Annotated in this window: 18 protein-coding genes and 2 pseudogenes; 10 read left to right on the forward strand and 10 right to left on the reverse strand. The window is 44.1% G+C overall.

Annotation, left to right across the window (positions count from 1 at the left end; all coding sequences use genetic code 11):
* Nucleotides 1-254 precede the first annotated feature (254 nt).
* Nucleotides 255-1,457, forward strand: a complete 1,203-nt coding sequence (locus tag V512_RS07620) for an ATP-utilizing protein (protein ID WP_243392328.1) — start codon at nt 255-257, stop codon at nt 1,455-1,457.
* Between the two features lie 200 nt (nt 1,458-1,657).
* The gene (locus V512_RS07625; protein ID WP_099829855.1) at nt 1,658-2,092 is read left to right on the forward strand and encodes a hypothetical protein; all 435 of its coding nucleotides are present in this window, start codon (nt 1,658-1,660) and stop codon (nt 2,090-2,092) included.
* On the opposite strand, the gene abc-f is transcribed toward V512_RS07625, so the two are convergent.
* The gene (gene abc-f, locus V512_RS07630; protein ID WP_099829856.1) at nt 2,087-3,904 is read right to left on the reverse strand and encodes a ribosomal protection-like ABC-F family protein; all 1,818 of its coding nucleotides are present in this window, start codon (nt 3,902-3,904) and stop codon (nt 2,087-2,089) included. The two genes, V512_RS07625 and abc-f, sit on opposite strands and share 6 nt — an antisense overlap.
* A gap of 141 nt (nt 3,905-4,045) precedes the next feature.
* Between abc-f and V512_RS07635 the strand changes: the two genes are divergently transcribed.
* The 3 genes and pseudogenes from V512_RS07635 to V512_RS15365 all read left to right on the forward strand — a co-directional run bounded on the left by V512_RS07635 (nt 4,046) and on the right by V512_RS15365 (nt 6,565).
* A complete protein-coding gene (locus V512_RS07635; RefSeq protein ID WP_099829857.1) occupies nt 4,046-4,630 on the forward strand; it encodes a hypothetical protein in 585 nt (194 codons plus the stop codon).
* Between the two features lie 142 nt (nt 4,631-4,772).
* Nucleotides 4,773-6,062, forward strand: coding sequence for a hypothetical protein (locus V512_RS07640; protein ID WP_099829858.1), 1,290 nt, complete (start codon nt 4,773-4,775; stop codon nt 6,060-6,062).
* A gap of 18 nt (nt 6,063-6,080) precedes the next feature.
* Nucleotides 6,081-6,565, forward strand: a pseudogene (locus V512_RS15365) (SDR family NAD(P)-dependent oxidoreductase).
* On the opposite strand, the gene V512_RS14700 reads toward V512_RS15365, so the two are convergent.
* Entirely contained in the window at nt 6,562-6,711 is a 150-nt protein-coding gene (locus tag V512_RS14700; RefSeq protein ID WP_207759747.1) for a hypothetical protein, read from the reverse strand. The pseudogene V512_RS15365 and the gene V512_RS14700 sit on opposite strands and share 4 nt — an antisense overlap.
* Here V512_RS14700 and V512_RS15370 point away from each other — a divergent pair.
* Genes V512_RS15370 through V512_RS07665 form a run of 3 tightly spaced genes read left to right on the forward strand, consistent with a single transcriptional unit; the run spans nt 6,652 to nt 9,260 of the window.
* Nucleotides 6,652-6,867, forward strand: coding sequence for an SDR family oxidoreductase (locus V512_RS15370; RefSeq protein WP_099829861.1), 216 nt, complete (start codon nt 6,652-6,654; stop codon nt 6,865-6,867). The genes V512_RS14700 and V512_RS15370 overlap by 60 nt on opposite strands.
* A gap of 3 nt (nt 6,868-6,870) precedes the next feature.
* The gene (locus tag V512_RS07660) at nt 6,871-8,568 is read left to right on the forward strand and encodes a DUF4910 domain-containing protein (protein ID WP_099829863.1); all 1,698 of its coding nucleotides are present in this window, start codon (nt 6,871-6,873) and stop codon (nt 8,566-8,568) included.
* Complete coding sequence (locus V512_RS07665) at nt 8,565-9,260, forward strand: hypothetical protein (RefSeq protein WP_099829864.1); 696 nt, start codon at nt 8,565-8,567, stop codon at nt 9,258-9,260. The genes V512_RS07660 and V512_RS07665 overlap by 4 nt, the downstream gene beginning before the upstream one ends.
* Here the strand turns inward: V512_RS07665 and xpt are convergent.
* Nucleotides 9,257-9,862: a xanthine phosphoribosyltransferase gene (gene xpt / locus V512_RS07670; protein WP_099829866.1), complete on the reverse strand. Its 606-nt coding sequence runs from the start codon at nt 9,860-9,862 to the stop codon at nt 9,257-9,259. The two genes, V512_RS07665 and xpt, sit on opposite strands and share 4 nt — an antisense overlap.
* A gap of 279 nt (nt 9,863-10,141) precedes the next feature.
* Between xpt and V512_RS07675 the strand changes: the two genes are divergently transcribed.
* Nucleotides 10,142-10,663, forward strand: coding sequence for a hypothetical protein (locus V512_RS07675; RefSeq protein ID WP_099829867.1), 522 nt, complete (start codon nt 10,142-10,144; stop codon nt 10,661-10,663).
* Nucleotides 10,664-10,689: 26 nt separating this feature from the next.
* Here the strand turns inward: V512_RS07675 and V512_RS07680 are convergent, their stop codons facing one another.
* Nucleotides 10,690-10,815 (reverse strand): desulfoferrodoxin FeS4 iron-binding domain-containing protein, encoded by a 126-nt coding sequence (locus V512_RS07680; protein ID WP_099829869.1) that lies wholly within the window; start codon nt 10,813-10,815, stop codon nt 10,690-10,692.
* 72 nt (nt 10,816-10,887) lie between these two features.
* On the opposite strand from V512_RS07680, the gene V512_RS07685 reads away from it, so the two are divergent.
* Nucleotides 10,888-11,322, forward strand: a complete 435-nt coding sequence (locus tag V512_RS07685; protein ID WP_099829870.1) for a hypothetical protein — start codon at nt 10,888-10,890, stop codon at nt 11,320-11,322.
* Here the strand turns inward: V512_RS07685 and V512_RS07690 are convergent, their stop codons facing one another.
* The 6 genes and pseudogenes from V512_RS07690 to V512_RS07715 form a co-directional block, all read right to left on the reverse strand.
* Entirely contained in the window at nt 11,323-12,276 is a 954-nt protein-coding gene (locus V512_RS07690) for a D-glycerate dehydrogenase (protein ID WP_099829872.1), read from the reverse strand.
* Nucleotides 12,277-12,336: 60 nt separating this feature from the next.
* Entirely contained in the window at nt 12,337-14,724 is a 2,388-nt protein-coding gene (locus V512_RS07695) for an ATP-dependent Clp protease ATP-binding subunit (RefSeq protein WP_099829873.1), read from the reverse strand.
* Nucleotides 14,725-14,780: 56 nt separating this feature from the next.
* Nucleotides 14,781-15,230, reverse strand: a complete 450-nt coding sequence (locus tag V512_RS07700; protein ID WP_099829875.1) for an Hsp20/alpha crystallin family protein — start codon at nt 15,228-15,230, stop codon at nt 14,781-14,783.
* A 37-nt stretch (nt 15,231-15,267) separates the two neighbouring features.
* Complete coding sequence (gene dnaK / locus V512_RS07705; protein WP_099829877.1) at nt 15,268-17,112, reverse strand: molecular chaperone DnaK; 1,845 nt, start codon at nt 17,110-17,112, stop codon at nt 15,268-15,270.
* 241 nt (nt 17,113-17,353) lie between these two features.
* A complete protein-coding gene (locus tag V512_RS07710) occupies nt 17,354-18,553 on the reverse strand; it encodes a threonine synthase (RefSeq protein ID WP_099829879.1) in 1,200 nt (399 codons plus the stop codon).
* Between the two features lie 21 nt (nt 18,554-18,574).
* Nucleotides 18,575-18,859 (reverse strand): annotated as a pseudogene (locus V512_RS07715) (GNAT family N-acetyltransferase); the annotation flags it as partial.
* Between the last annotated feature and the right edge of the window lie 152 nt (nt 18,860-19,011).

Here is a 19,011-nt window from a genome sequence, read left to right on the forward strand (position 1 = left end):
ACTCAAAGAGATTATACAACTTATTTTTAAAGAAATCAAACCGTCTTTATTATGTAAATGGATGTGCAAATTTACATATTTAGGTCTCCGATAACTCCACAGTCTTTCATCAAATTGCCAGTACTGAGCCAGGAGAATTCAGGAAGCGTTATTAGTGAAACACCTTGAATAATGTAATTGTTACGTTCTTAGCATAGTATGATTGTAATTACCTTGTTTTGCTAATCGTCCACGGGAGGTTTCTTACTTTGAGGGTGTTAATTACTGGCGCGAGAATGTGGTATGCGATCAATGCTATCAGACTTCTGGCTAAAAATGGGCATGATGTTTTTGCTGCGGATAGCAGTAAGTTCAGTGGGGGCCTTTATTCGAGGTACTTAAAGGGGAAGTTCGTCTATCCATCGGTCAGCGATGATAGCGAAGGATTTATCAACGAGATTCTGGAAAAGACAGATAAAATGAAGATAGATGTGATATGCCCGACGTTTGAGGAGGGCTTTGTTATAAGCAAGTACCTGCATCTTTTTGAGGGTCGGGTCAAAGTTCTGGTGCCTTCATACGATCACATCAAGCTTCTTCATGACAAATTCACTATGACAGATTACGCGAGGTCACTTGGAATATGTGTTCCTAGAACAGCATTGCTTGGGGAATTTGAGCCTAACGGCAGTTCGTTCCCGCTTATAGTGAAACCGCGTAATCAAAGGTCCGCCGAAGGAATAGTGAGAGTAAGTTCTTCCAAAGAGTTCGAGAAGATATCGAAAGCGCTAGATGGAAAGAGATTTCTTGTTCAGGAGTGGAAGCCGCCTCAACAAATATGTACTACTGGGTTCGCCTACAATGGTAAAATGATAGGAAATGTTATCTACAAGAATGTAAGAGAGTATCCGGAATCCGGAGGGATAGGAACTTGCAGGATCTCCATTGAATGTGATTCGGTCTTGAGAGACGTTGAGAAAATCGTCGGCAACCTCAATTACTCGGGATTCATATCAACGGATTTTCTCTATGATAAGGAAAGAGACGAGTATTATCTGGTTGATGTTAATCCGAGGATGAGTCCCGGACTCTTGGTGGCATATTGTTCGGGAGTAGATATGGTAAAGGCATATATGGACTTGGTGACCGAGAACAGAGCCGAGCAGATTATGTCGCCAGAAGTGGGTAATGGCACTTATACAACTGCATTGGAAATAGGCTGGTTCTTCAGCGTGCTGTTCAAAGGAAAGTTTGGTAAAATGAAAGCCTTCTTCAAGAACAGAAAGAGACTGAGAGACGACTCATGGGACATCCGTGATCCGGCACCGTTCTTTGTGATGCTAATGTCAATGCTTTACACAGCGATTCTTGGGCCTCTTAAGGGTGGCCAGACTAAGAGTTTTTCTCTGGGAGCAACCTGTGATATAGAGAGCCTCTGTGAAGAGGCGGACTCGAATGAAGTGAGGAAAGCCGTTTGACCTTTGATCGATGAAGAGAGCCCTTTGTCCAGTCCTTCTTCTCGATTTGCTGGTAGGAAGGAACCCTGGATCATCGTTATTCCAATATCTGCTATAATGATTTTTGTAGAACAGGCTTGAAAAGTATCCCTTTTCCAGATGCACTTGTTTGTTGTTTTCAGCAAGAAGATCCAGCTAGCAGGTTTTTTGGAGTGATAAGCATGGGAGTGTTCGAAGGTTTTAACAAGACGGTGTTTGTGCTTTCTTATGTTCTCTTGGCGGGTGGTGGACTACTAGTCTCAATCTTCATGACACCTCTGCGAGATCCTAGAACTGAAGCCAGAGTACAGGGTTATCTTTACTCTTTTTGGGAGACTATTAGAATACCGGCAGTGGCTACTTTGTTTGTGATTGTTGGCACTGCCTTATCTATCATACTGATCAGTTCACTGTCGATTATGTGGAGTTTGGTCTTCTTCGGTTCAATCGCCTCTGCCGCGCTCTTTTGGTACAAGGCAGATCGGTTGATAATAAAGGGGGCCAGTGATCCCAGGTCGATGGTAGAGGTCGACAAGAAGAGTTTTCATAGATATCTGATATACTCAGATCTTTGCATATTATTGTCAGCGGTTTCCATCGCGTTCTTGATGTTATGAGGTCTCATCAAGAGTTTCAGAGAGCCTGTCAAGTTCATCATCCAGCATTTCTCTTTCCTGGAGTATTTCTAGAAGTCTTGATTCAATTCTCTCTATGCCAGTATAAAGGTCTTGAAGTTTTTCGTAATCTGTTGAGAAAAGGCCCATCTTTAGCTGTGCCGTTTCCAACTTCCTTGATAGTTCGTTCTCTTCAACTTCCAACTGCTGAAGTCTTTCAAGGACTGACTTTTTCTTGTTGGATAGTCTGCGCCGCTCCTGAAAGGTTAGCCTCGCATATTCGTTGCCCGTAGAATCGATGTTTCTCTGGTTCCTTCTAAGGTATTCTTCAACAGAAGATACCGCCTTTAACTTCTTCCCATCTATCATCAGGAAGTGATCACATACGTTCTGTACGAATTCTCTGTCATGTGACACTAGGATTATGCAACCCTCATACTCTTTCAGAACCTCTTCAAGGCTCTCAATAGACCAGATATCTAGGTTGTTTGTAGGCTCGTCCATCACTAGAACGTTTGGTTTCGATAGAATAAGTTTTGCCAGTGCTAGCTTTGTTCTCTCTCCTCCACTCAAAGATGGAACTGGTTTGAACACATCATCGCCCGGGAAACCGAATCTTCCAATGTACTTCCGCACTTCGTAATCCGGCTGCCCCCGCATCAATTGCCAAATCTCGCTTATCACATCATTAGATGGGTTCAGATCTTCAGTAAGCTGCGACAGGTAGCCCCAGCGAACATTATGACCCCAAGTTATTTGCCCAACGTGCTCCTCAAGATTCTCAGTTATTATCCTCAGCAAGGTTGTCTTCCCACTTCCATTGGGGCCCAAAAGTCCAATCTTGTCCCTCCTGTGCACTTCTGCAGAGGCGCCGTTGAAAAGTTTCTTGCTTCCAAATCCGAACGACAGTCCTTCGATCTTCAAAACTGAGTAGCCGGTTCTGTCTGGCTGAGGGAGTCTGAACTTAGTTGGCCTGATTTCCTCGTCTGGAAGATCTATAGTTTCAAGCTGATCCTTGAGTCTATCTCTTTGCCTCTCCTTATTAACTGCTTGTTTTATGAACTTCTCTTGACCCCAAAGTCTGTATCTTTTTGCAACTGCATCCAGCCTATCAATTTCTCTTGAAAGGTTCTCTCGTGTCCTCAATCCACTCTTAACCATGATCTCTCTGTCAGACTGATATTTGTCATATGTTCCGGCGAAATCCCAGAGAGATCCTCCATTCAGCTCCCAGAATCTGTTTCCAACATTCCTTATCAGATACCTATCGTGAGTGACAACCAGGAGCGCACCTTTATAGCTCTTCAGGAAATCAACCAACCACTCCGTTGATTCAAGATCCAGATGATTAGTTGGCTCGTCTAGCAAGAGAATATCGTGGTCGACAAGAAAGAGCTTTCCAAGTGATATTCTTGTGAGTTCTCCTCCGCTGAAGGTTTCCAAATGTCTTTCCCAATCTTCTTCGTAGAATTCCAAACCTACCAAAATGCTTCTCACTCTTCTATCATAAGAATAAAACTCTTCCGTATCCAGAGGAACATTTGATTTGTCTTGCAGGTAGTACTCCATAAGCGTCATTTTCTCATCGGGAATTCTGCTCTGAATCTGATAACCAATCTTTACGTTTGACGAATGGAAAACCTCTCCTTCAGTTGGAGAAAGCTCTCCTGCTATGATTCTCATTAGGGTGGATTTTCCGCTTCCGTTCTTACCGAGAAGGATAATCTTGTCTCTCTTGTCTATTGAGGTTGAGACTTCATCAAACAGGAAGTCCTGACCATAATCATGTCCCACTTTGCTAAGAGTTAACAGCATATAGCTTCCCTTCTTGTTCTTTGTCAGTCATAATGATACAACATCTCCGGCTGTTTTGAAGTTTGAGCTGTTTCTGGGCGATTATGCTACAGAGACTTGTGTTATCTTTGAATATGCGGTGAAACCGGGTGGTGTATTGATTTGAAACTCTGGTTACCTTTTCTCGTTGTCGTAACGGCTTTTCTGGCAATATCGTATATTTGGGGCTTCAATTTCTTCAGAAGTCCCAGCCAAGTTTTTATTCAGTATGAAAGGGCTATGCTTGATTACACCGCTCAAATTCGTCAGCAGCAGGAAGCCGGTTCTAAGGCAGGTCTCAATGAGAGGGAAATCGCGTTCCTGAGAGAGCTGGCGATAGTTGAGCTTGAGGGTGACATGAAGAGTCTGGTGTTTGATTTCCAAAAAGATTGGCCTTTGATGCAGCGTCACTACATCCAGTACGCGCATCGATCCGGCGACTGGTTCATAGAAGGATTGTCCGGATCGCTATATACTCAAGATGATCCTGAGTACAGTAGTTTTCTTGAACTGTACGAGTTGCAGGACGATCCAGATAGTTATTGCCTCATATTCATCCCTGGATCCTCCGAGAAAAACGTTTTCACGGAGTTCAGCGGTGCGAGGGTTTACTATCTGCAAAGAACGATCTGGGGTTACAGAATTGAATGGAGTAGATCTTTGATTGATCTGATTCTCGATGTGGCTATTTCGTCTGCTTCCGTGTAGCATAGGTAACCCATCGTAAAGAATTCGTTAGCGGAATACCCATAATGAGGAGCCTTTGTGAGAATCTTTCATGTTATCAGGATCTCATTTTCTGGTATCCTTTTATAGAAGCGATTTTATTCAGTTATTGTTGGAGGATATGATGTTCTTGAAGAAGATCAGTCGAAGAATAAAAGATAGGAAGATGTCAAAGATAGAGAGAAGAATAGAGAGATCACAAGGGGACGAAGAGAGGAACAGACTTCTCGCTGAACTGATGAACATGAAAGTAGAAATCGGAGATATAGAAGGTGCTTTTGAAGCTGCGGTTGAGAGACTAAGACTTATCACAAGCGATGAGTCGTTTGAAGACTTCTCGGCCATCTTCAAAAAGTTTGATAGACCTATGAGAACAGCTGCAACCAGATCTTTGATCAGACTTGCCGGAGAATTCGATGAGAAACTATGGGAAAGAGTTATGAGATTCTTCTTCAGCAAGGAGCCTGATCTAGCCATAGATTTGGCAACTGCTTGCTACAGGATTTCTCGAAGAGTCTTTTTTGTGGAGGTTGCTCTCCAGAATATTGAAATGACCGTTGCTTCTGCAAGTCGAGAGAGGCTTTCCAAGATTAAGGAGATGTACATGAACACGATTGCAGAAGTGGGAGAGATTTCGAGAGAGGATCAGCTAGCTATTCTCAAGCGCATCGTAGTCTCCAGTGAACTGACTATAAGAGATGAGCTTCTGTATCTGGAACTTTCTATAATGTATGGTCTCGTCACGTCTTCAGAGGAGGATTTGCGTGAAATCGCTGAGAGAATAGTCGAAAGGTTTGATGGCTGTGGGTATTCTTTTAAAGGAAACGAAGCGTCGTTTCTTATCAGGCTTGATCAAATCCTATCAAGGATAGATCGATTTGAAGACAAGAAAGCTCTGCTTGAAAAGATTAGGCTTCTGGATAAATCTGTTCCAGAAAGTGTTAACGAGATTTGCTCAGATGAATCAAATGATATTGAATTGATCAAGAAAAGAATTTCGGTCTCTGAATCAAGATCCAAAAACAGAAATGCGAGCAGAGAAGACCTTGAGGAGCTCGCCAGGGATTACGAAAGACTTATAGAGATTCTCCAACTACCGGAAGATAAGCTTGTTTATATAAGGAAACTGGGGGTTTTGCTCCGAGACCGTCTTGAAGAACATCATAAGGCTCTTGAAATCTTTGAAAAGGGCTTAAGGTTGAGAGGCGATGATGTGTCTCTCTGGCTTGTTAAGGGAATGACTCTCGAAAAGATCGCAAAAACCGAACGTGAACCCGACAGGGCTTCACTATACTGGAAAATGGCTTACAACCATTATCATGCTATTGCAGAGGCTTTTGAAGAACAAGAGATAAAGCTTGCAGCAATCGAAAAGTGTGCAATGATACAGTCTGAAAGGCTAACCAAGATCTAGCCGGCTATGGGATAAAAAGTGAGCGTCAGGAGGTGCTCTTTGAGGTTCTCGGACAAGGCGGTCTTGATTACCGGCGGTGCTAAAGGGATCGGGAAGGCAATAGCACTTGGCTTTACAGAATCTGGAGCGCTTGTAGTCCTGATGGATATTGACGAATTGGCCGGTAACGACACAGTGCAGACTATTAAAGGGCTTGGAGGTCAGCATTTGTCATTCAAGGAGATGTCTCTTCGGGAAGAGATGTTAGGAGAGCTGTTGATTATGCCGCAGCGCCAACAAGATCGATCAATACGCTAATAAACAATGCAAGTATCGCTTGGACTGGAACGATTCTAGACAGGTCGATAGAAGACTGGAAAAAGGTTCTTGAAGTCAATCTCACTGGCCCTTATATGATGACTAAGTACTGTGTTCCTTATCTGATGAATTCTGAAGCTCCCAGTTTAGTTAACATTGTCTCAACCAGAGCACTAATGTCTGAACAAGACTCAGAACCTTACTAAGCTTCAAAAGGTGGATTACTGGCTCTTACACATTCACTGGCTATTAGTCTTGGACCAAAGATAAGGTAAACGCTATCAGCCCTGGAATGATTGACGTTACAGACAGGGGAGCCAATAGTAGTTCCAGTCTGAGTGAGACCGCTCATAAAAAACATCCTGTGGGTAGAGTAGGCAGACCAAAGGACATAGGGAAAGCGTGCCTTTTCCTGGCAAGTGATGAGTCCTCTTTCATTACGGGTGCCAATCTGATTATTGATGGCGGCATGACTCGGAAGATGGTTTATGTCGAAAAGAGGTGGTGAAAGTTGAACCGAAGACTCGAAGGAGCTAGAGTTAAGTCACTTATTGAGATGCTTTCTGGATATCATAGAGTAAGAGGAAGCAGGGATTACACCAAATCAATGCATGCCGTTATTGATTACCTTCTTCGTGGGGGACTTCCGGAGGAAAGATTCAAGATATTCAGTTACCCGGCAGACGGAGTTACGAGAACGGGAAATACTCTGTCTACTCTTGCATGGGAACCGATATATGGAGAACTGTGGCTGGAAGATCCCGAAAGGGTTTTCATAACTTCGACAGCAGTCACGAAGGTTTCCCTTGTCTCGGGGAGTGGGAGCACAGAAGGCTGGGAAACACTTCCTCTGGTTATCTATGATGGTAAAGGAGACTATTCGAAAAAGGCGGTTTTGGCAAATGATGATCCGGCAAAGGTCTTTCAAAACGCAGTAGTTGAGGGTGGAGCGAGGTGTCTTATCTTATGCCACATGAGGAAGGCTTTTGAGGAAATAGGCCGTAGCCTGGATAGTTTACCTGAAATGACCAACTTTCTGACTATTCCACACGATAGAGAATCCGCAAACAGGAATACAGTTGCGTTTTCTGTGTCGAAGGAGAAATTCGATCTTCTGTCTGAACGCGTAAAAAGGAGCTCTTCACTTGTAAGATTCAGGGCCGAAACGAGACTTACAGAGGGCGAATTAGAGATTCTGCAGATAGACGCTACAGGCTTTAACGAAGGTCCTGAGGTTCTTCTGACTGCTCATCTATGTCACCCCTCTCCTGGGGCCGATGACAATGCGAGCGGTGCGGCTCTCGCTGCAGAGATTGCAAAGGTTCTTAATGACAGCGGATTCCCGTATTCCGTAAAGGTTGCTCTGGTTCCCGAGTATCTAGGTAGTGTTCCGTATGCTCTTCAACTCAAGAATGAGAGCCGTCTCCCTGTTTGCACTATAAACTTCGATATGGTTGGTGCCGATCAGGATAAGACAGGTTCAACCTTCATTCTTTCGAAAGTGCCACCATATCTTCCTCAGAGATGGGGAAGGACTCTTGCTTACAACATAGAAAGGAATATGCCGTCTAGTTCCGGTTATCCATTGAAGAGATTTGGCGAAATCCCATTTATGGCCGGATCTGATCACTGCGTATTCACGACTCTAGGAATTCCTTCTCCGTTTATGGGCCATCTGCCAGATAGATACTACCACTCTGATTTCGACACACCTCGCATGATGGACGAAATGGAGCTGGAATGGGTGGGGTTATCAGCTTTAGAAACTCTCGATCAGCTTGTCCAGCCTGATCCTAATGTGCTTCTAAGTGTTAGGGGCAGAATGATTGGCGAGCTATATCAGATTCTAAACAGAATAGCTGGAAGGGAGGGAAGTGACGATATCTATGATCTTCTCATCTCTAATTTCGAGGGAGATTTACTCAGAAAGATCTTCAGCAATTCAGGCAATCTCCCCTCGTTAAGCCCTCTAGAACCAACATTTGAGAGTTCTCTGGGCCTAGAATGGATTAAGACATTTCCTCAAGAGCTAAAGGAGGAGCTGGCTATAGATTTCGCCAGCATCGCGGATTTTGTGGTAGGGGGAGCTGCCTTGATCGGAGGTAGGGAATCCGTAGAGCTTCTTGCCAGCATTCACTATGATGTGGAAATTGAAAAAGTCAGAGTAATTACCGGCTGGATGATAGATAAGGGGTTGCTTAGATCATGATATCAAGAAGACTCTGTCTTTTCGCCTTCATGGGGCTTATTGCAGTTCTCGGTTGTGCGAAATTTGAACTGAAGGCAGAAAGTGGTTTTGCGATGCCTTGGAATGGATTTCTTGAACAAGCTGGTTCGGGGAAAACGGATCTTCTCGACAGAAGCAACTTTCGCGCGTATTTCATTCCGACTGCAGGATATGAGTTTTTCCAGGATCACCTGATCGAAGTGAGTATTGTGCACTTCTCCGTGAACAGCTCACTCGAAGCAACAGGAACAGAATCACTAATTACTTACGAATCAATGTTTAGGCAAGATGTGCTCTCAGTAACTTACGGATATGCTCTCCCCGTTCTGGATCGTTTTTCTCTTCAACTTGGAGTTCAAGGACGTCTGTTATTCAAGCAGATTGATCTTACGGGTTCAGAGCAATACAGCCGCAAAATGACTGATTTTGGTTTTGGCCCGGCAGCAGATATAAAGTTAAAGATGAATGATCAGGTTTTCGTTGCCTTAGAGGTAGCAACAGGGCTCGGCAAAGGGAACGGCTTTATCGATTTTTATACAGGACTCCACTTTGAAGGCCCGTTTTATTACGTGAGAGCCGGTTCAAGATACTGGTCTTTGACCAATTCTTTCGATGGAGACAGGTTGTTCCTTTCGTTTGTAAGTCTTGGCGCTCAGTTTTGCGCATATTTCTAGGGTTGATTCACAGCAAAAGAAAGTGGATTGAGAGAGGAAATTCTCACAATTCCAAGTACAGGAACGCTGAATTTCTCGAGTAGAGAGCGCCCCTCTTCAAAAGTTTTCTCTATTACTGCCGCGAAGCCTACTAAGGATGCACCAGTTCTTAGAGTAAGCGTTGCAAGAGCCTCAATAGTCTTGCCGCTTGCCAAGAAGTCGTCAACGATTATTACTCTGTCTTCTTTGCCAAGATAATCAAGGGAAACATTTAGTTCCACTACTCCCCCTTTTGTATGAGAAGGAGCCGATTCGCTAAGATAATGTTGCATAGTAATGGGCCTCCTCTTCCGTGCGAAAACAAGCTGAGCTCCCAAATCACAAGCAGCCATTAGAGAGGGAGCTATTCCGGAACTCTCGGCAGTCAATACTTTTGTGACTTCGTAATCTCTGAAAAAGTCAGCTATCAGTTCTCCAGCACTTTTCATAAGTAAAGGGTCAATCTGATGGTTCAGAAAGGAGTCCACTCTCAGTATACCGTTTCCCATAACAGATCCTCTACTTCTTACTGCTTCTTCTAGGGAGGAGACTATCTCTTTTCTGGAAAGATTGGATTTGTTCATCGATCAACCTCCAGCAAGTTTATGGTACTATAATCAACTATTTCTGTATCTGTTTCTTGAAGGAGAAATTCCTTTTGTGTAAGGTATGTTTGGCATGGAACCTTTGCCGGAAAGAAATCGAAGGAGAGTCCTCAAGGAGGTCAAAGAAACCTATGTGTTCAGAGTGTCTTCTATGAGAATTGGGGAGACAAAGATCACTTCAATTTTGCTTAAGTCATTTCTTCCAAGAGTGGACGCAATGTATGATTAATAGTGCAAAACTTTTATGGAGGTGGTGTAGTGAAGCTGAGAATAACCGTACTTTTCATAATCGTGATGATTGTTGCGTCAGTTTCATTTGGGAGCTATTTCAACGCGAACAATATTGGAGGTTCAGTTGTCTATTTTCCATTGCTTCTAGGGATTTTCTCTGTAAATGGCTACTACAGGTTGGGTCTTGAAGTCTTCGGCGGTTCTCAAACCGGCAGTCTTCGATTTACTCCAACAATGCTTTACGCAGGACCTGCCTTGTCATATTCGGGTGCGCTCGGGAAAATCTCAGGTCTCGAAGCGGGTATTGATGGTCGTTTAGTAACTGGGATTGAAAGCCTTTCTTTCAACTTGTTTGGCAGAAGGTACATGGTTTCCATGGGCCTTAGAGGACAGTTTATGTTCTCTTTCTATGAGTCGACAGATAGATTCAAAACAAGACTCTCTCCAGAAACAGGTTTTGTTGATGTGACCAAGATGACAGATAGGTTCAAGTTCTCACTTTTCCTCTGGCCTCTTCCCGTCCTCTTGGGATTCGACATGTATTTTTAGGAGAAGAGCCCCTTATGGGGCTCTTCTTATTTCTGAACAAGCTTCATCGGTTCTCCGCAACAGACGAGTTCTCCTCCGCCGGCTTCTTTCACTTCAACCACGTTTCCGCATATCTCGCATCTGTAAACTTCTCCAACGTTTTTTACTTTCATGATCTCACTCTCCCTTCTGATTAATAAACTTTGCAGACCGATCCACAGTCTGATGAATTGGAGGTGCGGACTATGGAAAGAGTCTTCTTTGCTGTTCTAATGACGATATTTATCATCGCTGCTGCAAGTGCTACGTATCAGGAACCGCAAACTGTTTTTAACACTTATTTGCAAGACGGAACCTTTGTCTATGGCGGTAGTGTGGTGTTGAGCTGGGACGTTGTTGTCAGGAACAGCTCCGTTGTGTTGAGCAATCTAGATCTCTGGATATCAAACAGGGATTCCGGAGCAAGAGTTAGTCTTAAGTCATCACCGTTTATCGATGTCGTCAGTTACAATCTTTACCTTGGAACATCTCCGACTCCGCAGCTTTATGCGACAACGAACTCAAGTACTTACTTCGTAGACAGACTATCTCCAAACACTATATATTACTGGCAAATAGTAGCAGTCGATGCAGCTGGCAACAGATATCATGGTCCGATATGGTACTTCTTGACCAAGTGATCAAACCACAGGGTTAGGTGGCTCCTTTCCTTCAAGAACGGCTGCAACGTTGCGTCCTACAATAATTGCCATCTCTTTTCTTGCTTCACTGGTGGCAGATCCAATATGGGGAAGAAGAACCACGTTGTTCAGTTCTATCAACTCTTGAGGCACATAAGGTTCTTCTTCATATACATCTAGGCCAGCTGCGGCTAGTCTTCCGGTCTTAAGCGCCTTTATCAGTGCGCTTTCATCGATGATCTCACCTCTGGCAGTATTAACTAGAATGGCTCCTGGTTTCATCAATGAGAGCCTCTTCTCGTTCAGCAAGTGATAGGTTTCCTTAGTTAGAGGAGCATGAAGCGACAGAAAATCAGAACTCTTCAGTAACTCTTCAAGACTCATATGCCTTACATTCAATCTCTCTTCTTCTTGAGAAAGAAGTGGTTTTCTGTTGAAATAAAAGACGTTCATTCCGAACACTCTAGCCCTTTTCGCTACAGCTTTTCCAATTCTGCCAAGTCCGATTATGCCCAGATTCTTCCCGGAGAGAGAAGGGCCGGTTAGCAAATCTGGCTTCCATCCAACGAATTTGCGCTCTCTAATGAAACTGTCTCCCTCTACGATTCTTCTGCTGGTTGCCAGAATGAGTGCCATTGTCAAATCTGCAGTGGCATCGGTAAGAACTTCCGGCGTATTGGTGACTCGTACTCCTCTCTTTCTTGCCTCCTCAATATCTATGTTGTTGTACCCGACTGCGTAGTTTGCGATAACCTTTAACTTTGGCAGTGAAGATATGACTTCTGAATCAATCTTGTCCGAGAGAAGAGTTATCAGTGCTGACGCGTCTTTGCCTTCACGAATTATCTCTTCTTTCTTAAGAAATCTGTCTTCAGTGTTTCCATAGATATCATAGCCCTTCAGAAGAAGCATACCTTCATCGGGGATCTTGTAAGTGAAGAAGACTTTGTCCATTGAGCACCTCCTAAGAAGATGATATCATTATTAGTTATTCTCAAAACCCGATAAGTTCACTTACAATGCTTTTTCCGGTCTTATGACAACTTCAGAGGCTCTCAAATCAATTATCACTTTCATTCCTTCAACCAGAGATCCATCGATTATCATATCGGCAATCGGCCCCTCCACAGATTTCTCAATCAACCTTCGAACTGGCCTAGCACCGTATTCTCTGTCATAACCTTCTTTTGCTAGATACCCAAGTGCTTCCTTGCTGATCTCAACAGAAATCTTCTGTTCAGCGAGTCTTTTCTCCATTTCTGCTATCCTCATCTTGACTATGCCTTCCATTGCTTTTTCGTCTAGGGGTCTGAATAGCACTATTGAGTCCAATCTGTTAATGAATTCGGGTCTGAAAGCTCTTCGTAAGATCTCCCCCACAACTGATTTCATTTGGTTCTCATCACTCATTTCAGTTAGTTCCTTAGAGGCCAAGTTACTTGTCATGATTAAGATCGTATTCGAGAATGAGACGGTCTTTCCCTTTCCGTCTGTTAGCCGACCGTCATCCATTATCTGTAGCAGCACGTTGTGAACTTCCTTGTGAGCCTTCTCAACCTCATCAAGAAGCACAACAGAATAAGGTCTCCTTCTTACCGCTTCAGTTAGTTGACCACCTTCTTCGTAGCCTACATAGCCGGGAGGAGCGCCTATAAGTCTGGAAACAGTGTGCTTTTCCATGTATTCGGACATGTCAATCCTGACGATTGCATCTTCGCTACCGAATAGGATGAAGGCAAGTGCCTTTGCAAGTTCCGTCTTTCCTACTCCGGTTGGACCCAGGAACATGAAAGAACCCCATGGCCTATGAGGAGCATTGAGGCCTGCTCTGGCTCGTCTGATTGTTTGAGAGACGACGTTCACTGCTTCTTCCTGATCCATGAACCTTTCATGGATTATTGACTCTAGGTCGCGAAGCTTTTCGCGCTCGGACTGAAGCATCTTTCCAGCCGGAATTCCCGTCCACTGTTCAACTACAGAAGCTACCACAGTTGGTGTTACGGCCTTTCCAAATGACTCATCTGACTCCCATTTCTTTTTCTCTTCGCGAAATTCTCTGCTTTTTCTCTCGGCCTCCGTTTTCAACTCTGCAGCAGCCTGATACTCTCCCTTTTCTGCAAGTGAGGTTATCTGAGAGTCGAGGTCCTTGAGCTGACGGTCAAGAAGTCTTAGTCTTTCCGGCATGTAACCCGTTTGAAGTCTCACAAATGAAGCCGCTTCGTCAACAAGATCTATTGCTTTGTCTGGAAGATAACGGTCAGTTATGTACTTCACGCTAAGGTCGACGGCTGTTTTTAAAGCATCATCTTCGATTTTTATCTCGTGGTGCTTCTCGTAAGTAGATTTCAGTCCTTCAAGAATTCTATAGGTTTCCTCAGGGGTCGGCTGATCGACCATAACAGGCTGAAAACGTCTTTCGAGGGCTCTGTCTTTTTCAATGTACTTTCTGTATTCATCAAGAGTTGTTGCACCGATGCATTGTAGTTCGCCTCTGGCAAGAGCTGGCTTCAAGAGATTTGCAGCATCCATAGATCCCTCGGCTGAGCCAGCTCCTACAACGCTATGTATCTCATCTATGAACAGGATTACTTCACCAGAGAGTTTTCTCACTGAATCGATGATGTCCTTCATTCTCTCTTCGAATTCTCCTCTGAATTTCGTTCCGGCGACCAATCTACCCATATCCAGAGCCAAGACGCTCTTGTTATTCAAGTATTCGGGGACATCGCCACTCACAATACGTTGAGCCAAACCTTCTACAATTGCGGTTTTTCCAACTCCCGGTTCTCCGACGAGCGCGGGATTGTTCTTGGTTTTCCTTCCAACAATCTGTATTACCCTTCTGACTTCATCTTCTCTACCAATAACTGGCATAAGCTTGCCTTCCTTTGCAAGCTGAGTAAGATCGATTGTGAACTTCTTCAAGGAAGAAAGATTCTCATCCTCTTCTGCGCCGCTTTTTGTTCGGCCCTTGAGAATCAATGTGTATATATTATCGAGATTGATCCCGTATTTTGACAGGAGTCTGCTTGCAACAGCAGAGGTCTCCCGCACCATCGCCAGAAGTATATGTTCGGTTCCAGTTTTCGAATCATGCATTCTTCTCGCTTCACTTCGGGCATTCTCGAGGATGTGCCTGGCCTCCGGAGTGATATATATCTGGTTTGTTGACTCTCGGCTACTTCCATAACGGCCGATGACTTCTTCAACATCTTTCTTCAGAGAATCTATGCTGATGTTCTTCCCGTTCAGTATCTCGATGGCGATATTATCCCCGTCTTCGAGCATGGAAAGAAGTATATGTTCCGATGCGAGCTGATTCTGCCTGTATCTCATCAGGATGTCTTGAACATCCATGAGGATTTTTTTTGCCTTCTCGGTGTACTCTTCATAGTTGATCATCACTGCACCTCCAAAAAAAGGGCGCCCGAAAGCGCCCTCTTAGTTTTTCTCTAACGTTAATCGATCTTTACTTGGATAGCTTCTTTCTTGACTTCTTCTTTTTTGGGAAGCTCGAGTTTTAGGACACCGTCTTCGTATTTCGCCTTGACATCATCACTCTTAACGTACTCAGGAAGCCTGAATATTCTCTGGAATGCTCCGCTATATCTCTCGTAGCGGTGGTAGTCTCTTTCTTTTTCCTCTCTTTCAAGCTTCTTCTCGCCTTTGATTGAGAGAACATCATCTTCTACCTTGATTTCGAGTTCATCCTTCTTGATTCCAGGGATGTCCATTTCGATAAAAACTGAGTTATCCTTTTCGTAGATGTCAACTTCCGGACTGAACATCCCAGCTTCTTTCGACTGATCATTCAGACCTCTGAAGGCTTCATTAAAGAGTCTGTCCATCTCTCTTTGAATCTCCTCGAAAGGTCTGAAAACATCACTTCCTCTTCTGATAGCCAACATATTAACACCTCCATTCTTAGGATCTCTATGATTTCTGCTATTTACTGTCTTCCGGCGGTATATACTCGGTACCACTGTCACTATCATTATTATCACCTTCTTGTGGGACTCCGTCTGCAGGAGTTTGAGCCTGGGCTTTCTGGTAAACACTCTGTCCAACTCTCATACTTTCCTTCTGAAGCTGGTCAAATAGCAGCTTTATTCTCTGAATGTTGTCTTCGTTGATCGCGTCCCTCAGGTCCTTCACGAGACCTTCGAGCTTGCCACGATCCTCAGAGGATATCTTGTCGCCGCTCTCACTAAGGAGTTTGTCTATACTATATGCAAGCTGATCGGCTTGATTCTTCAACTCAATTTCCTGTTTCTTTTGTTTGTCCTGTTCTTCGTATTTCTTTGCTTCCTCTACCACTCTCTTTATTTCTTCTTCTGACATCTTCTGTCTTCCACTTACCACCATGGATTGTTCTCTATTGGTTCCCAGGTCTTTTGCGGAGACGTGAACTATTCCATCGCTGTCAATATCGAAAGTCACTTCAATCTGAGGAACTCCTCTAGGAGCGGGAGCGATTCCGGTAAGCTTGAAGCTTCCAAGAGACATGTTGTCTCTTGCCATAGTTCTTTCTCCCTGGTAGACCGCTACCTCCACTTCCGTCTGCCCGTCGGCCGCTGTAGTGAAAACTTTCGATCTCTTGACTGGAACGGTAGAGTTTCTCTCGATGATCGGTTCCATCAAACCGCCCATTACTTCTACTCCTAAAGTCAAAGGAGTGACATCTACGAGCACAAGATCACTTTCTACACTGCCGGACAGTATTCCGCTTTGCAGAGCTGCTCCGATAGCAACGGCCTCATCTGGATTTATGTTCTTGTTCGGGTCTTTGCCGAAGATCGATTTGATGAAACTTTGAACCATTGGAATCCTTGTTGAACCTCCTACAAGAAGCACTTCATCTATCTCTTTCGGAGAGAGTTTTGCATCGCTCATTGCTCTCTCTATCTGCTCTCTGGTGCCTTCCACAAGATCCTTTATCAGAGACTCTAGTGTAGATCTAGTTATCTTCATTTCAAGATGCAATGGTCCATCGGCAGTTGCAGTTATGAAAGGCAAGGAAATCTCCGTTTCAAACTTTGAAGAAAGCTCTATCTTTGCTCTTTCTGCGGCATCCTTAAGCCTCTGGAACGCCTGTTTGTCTTTTCGAAGATCAACGTTGTTCTTCTTTCTGAAGTCTTCCGCTATATGGTCAATCAACCTCTGGTCGAAGTCATCTCCACCGAGGTGGTTGTTGCCCGACGTTGACAAGACTTCGACTACACCGTCACCTATATCCAATACGGAGACGTCGAAGGTTCCTCCACCCAAATCATATACTATGATCTTCTTATCCCCGCGTTTCTTGTCGATTCCGTAAGCTACGGCAGCTGCTGTTGGTTCGTTAATGATCCTCTGGACTTCCAGTCCAGCAATAATACCAGCCTCTTTTGTGGCCTGCCTCTGAGCATCGTTGAAGTATGCGGGACAAGTAATTACCGCCTGTGTTATCTTTCCTCCGAGGTAAGCCTCGGCGTCGGCCTTCATCTTCTTCAGAATGTAAGCGCTTATCTCCTGAGGCGTGTATTCCTTATCATCAATCTTCACCTTGTAGTCGGAACCCATTTTTCGCTTCACAGATCTTACTGTTCTGTCTGCATTTAGTATCGTTTGTCTCTTGGCGGGTTCGCCGACAATGATCTCTCCCGTTTTGCTGAAAGAAACTATCGATGGGGTGGTTCGATTCCCCTCAGCATTGGGAATGACCTCAACGTTACCGTCCGGCTTCACCCACGAAATAACTGAATTTGTAGTTCCAAGGTCAATACCAACTGTGTATTCCTTATTTGCCATCTGATTTCCCTCCTTGCCACCAACTCAACATCTACAAATCTATTATAGGTAAGTGGAGTGCACCTGTCAAGAAGAGATAATCATAATTAAGACATAATATAAGTCTTTGCTAGAGAGGATAGTTTAGATCTAAATAATTACATAATTAAATCGTATAGCGTTCTTAGTATAAGACTGACAATAATCACTGGTTTTTTGGTTGAACTCTGTCCGGGACAAAGCCGGTTGCTAGCCGATCTCCTTACTGGATACAGTTAGGATTCCGTTCTAGGGTTTCTCCAAGAGAGATAAGATCAGTTATTTCTATCTTCGAAGGATGCTTCTCAAGAATTGTGGGGTACTTCAGCCCTGACCCTGTGAGAACTGCAACAACAACAGCTCTCTTCATATTCACTTCTTTTTGCAGTTTGTTCAAAGCTGCGAAAGGCACAGCACTGGCTGGTTGGGCGAAGAGCCCCTTTTCAGCCAGATCTCTTTGAGCTTTAAGGATACTCGCTTCATCTACTGCGACAGTTATTCCATCAGTTTCTCTCAAAATCTTCAGTACTGCGTTCCCGCTTGGAGGGAAAGGATTTTCGATAGCATGAGCGACAGTACAAGGATCGATAAATCGCGAGACGGTTTCAGCCCCTTGTGAAAAGGCCAGATGTATGGGGCAGCATCCCATCGCCTGCGCTACAACAATTCTCGGGAGGGTATTCGAGAATCCAAATTTCTTTAGTTCGCGAAAGCCTTTTTCGATGCCCCTCAAATTGCCTCCAGAACTTGTTGGAACAACAACAAAGTCAGGAACCTTTTCACCTAACTGAAGAAATATCTCGAACGCAATCGTCTTCGAGCCTTCAACCCTCATTGGAACATCTGAATTTGCCATGTAAATCCCGGCTTTCGCGCCAATTTCTACAGACTTGTGGTACAGGTCACCGTAGTCTCCCGTAACCTTGAGGACTCTTGGTCCATATATTGCGATTGGAGCTATTTTCTCTTCTGGAATGGAATCTGAAATCAGGATCGTTGTTCTCAGATTTGCTCTCTTTCCATAGGCGGCGACGGAAGCCCCCATGTTGCCCGTAGAGACTGTGCCGATTTGTCTGTATCCTTGATTTATAGCGTCAAGCGTTGCCAGATAGCTTCCCCGATCCTTAAATGACCAGGTGGGGTTTATCGACTCGTTCTTAACGAACAGTTCCAGTCCATCAAGAGTGGTATTCTCCAGTCTTGTTAGTGGAGTCAATCCTTCTCCCATCGAAAGAAAGTTGTTATCCTTCAGTTCTGGTAAAAGATGAGAAAAGCTCTCCAACATTTCTGATCTTCTGAATTGAAGCTTAATGAGCTTCTGGTTTTCGATTACGATTTCCAGTGGTTCTCCGCACGTGCAGCGGAAGTATTCTTGAGAATACTCTTTTCCGCAAGCAGTGCAGATTAGTGTCGAATGTTTCATCATATCGCCTCTTTCAGAGCCTTATTTCATAGACTGAATACTCTGCCTTTTCTTCGAATCTAGATCCTTAGCAATTGAAATTGATGGCAAGTTTTCGTAGTTGCAGTGCCAGTCAATTATCAGCCCCCTGGACAAGAATTCATTTGTGTATGCCCGTGATACGGCCAAACCAAATCCCCTCTTCCTATACTCTGCGACCATCTCCAAACCAACTTCAACTCTATCATCGGATCTGTAAACACCTATGCACCAGCTTAGTATTACACCAACCCTGACTATCATGTAGCCATCGCTCTTATCAATGAAGGAATCGAGATCTTCTTAGAGTGAATATATCCATCCCTCAACAGCGAGGGAGTTGACCAGTCCTGTCTCAAACGTTCTTTTCGTAATCCTCTGTAGGGAATGATCCATCATGAAACCTGATACATCTCGAGTGTCTAGTTGACGCAACTGAA

It is taken from the genome of Mesotoga sp. Brook.08.105.5.1, from assembly GCF_002752635.1.
Taxonomy (GTDB): Bacteria; Thermotogota; Thermotogae; order Petrotogales; family Kosmotogaceae; genus Mesotoga.

Coding starts and splice junctions, on each gene's coding strand:
- abc-f (WP_099829856.1), bottom strand. CDS start 3,904: ATGCTGTTAACTCTTAGCAAAGTGGGACATGATTATGGTCAGGACTTC.
- V512_RS14700 (WP_207759747.1), bottom strand. CDS start 6,711: ATGAGCGGTCTCACTCAGACTGGAACTACTATTGGCTCCCCTGTCTGT.
- xpt (WP_099829866.1), bottom strand. CDS start 9,862: ATGAACAAATCCAATCTTTCCAGAAAAGAGATAGTCTCCTCCCTAGAA.
- V512_RS07685 (WP_099829870.1), top strand. CDS start 10,888: ATGGAAAGAGTCTTCTTTGCTGTTCTAATGACGATATTTATCATCGCT.
- V512_RS07710 (WP_099829879.1), bottom strand. CDS start 18,553: ATGAAACATTCGACACTAATCTGCACTGCTTGCGGAAAAGAGTATTCT.
- V512_RS07695 (WP_099829873.1), bottom strand. CDS start 14,724: ATGATCAACTATGAAGAGTACACCGAGAAGGCAAAAAAAATCCTCATG.
- V512_RS07665 (WP_099829864.1), top strand. CDS start 8,565: ATGATATCAAGAAGACTCTGTCTTTTCGCCTTCATGGGGCTTATTGCA.
- V512_RS07700 (WP_099829875.1), bottom strand. CDS start 15,230: ATGTTGGCTATCAGAAGAGGAAGTGATGTTTTCAGACCTTTCGAGGAG.
- V512_RS07680 (WP_099829869.1), bottom strand. CDS start 10,815: ATGAAAGTAAAAAACGTTGGAGAAGTTTACAGATGCGAGATATGCGGA.
- V512_RS15370 (WP_099829861.1), top strand. CDS start 6,652: ATGATTGACGTTACAGACAGGGGAGCCAATAGTAGTTCCAGTCTGAGT.
- V512_RS07640 (WP_099829858.1), top strand. CDS start 4,773: ATGTTCTTGAAGAAGATCAGTCGAAGAATAAAAGATAGGAAGATGTCA.
- V512_RS07625 (WP_099829855.1), top strand. CDS start 1,658: ATGGGAGTGTTCGAAGGTTTTAACAAGACGGTGTTTGTGCTTTCTTAT.
- dnaK (WP_099829877.1), bottom strand. CDS start 17,112: ATGGCAAATAAGGAATACACAGTTGGTATTGACCTTGGAACTACAAAT.
- V512_RS07690 (WP_099829872.1), bottom strand. CDS start 12,276: ATGGACAAAGTCTTCTTCACTTACAAGATCCCCGATGAAGGTATGCTT.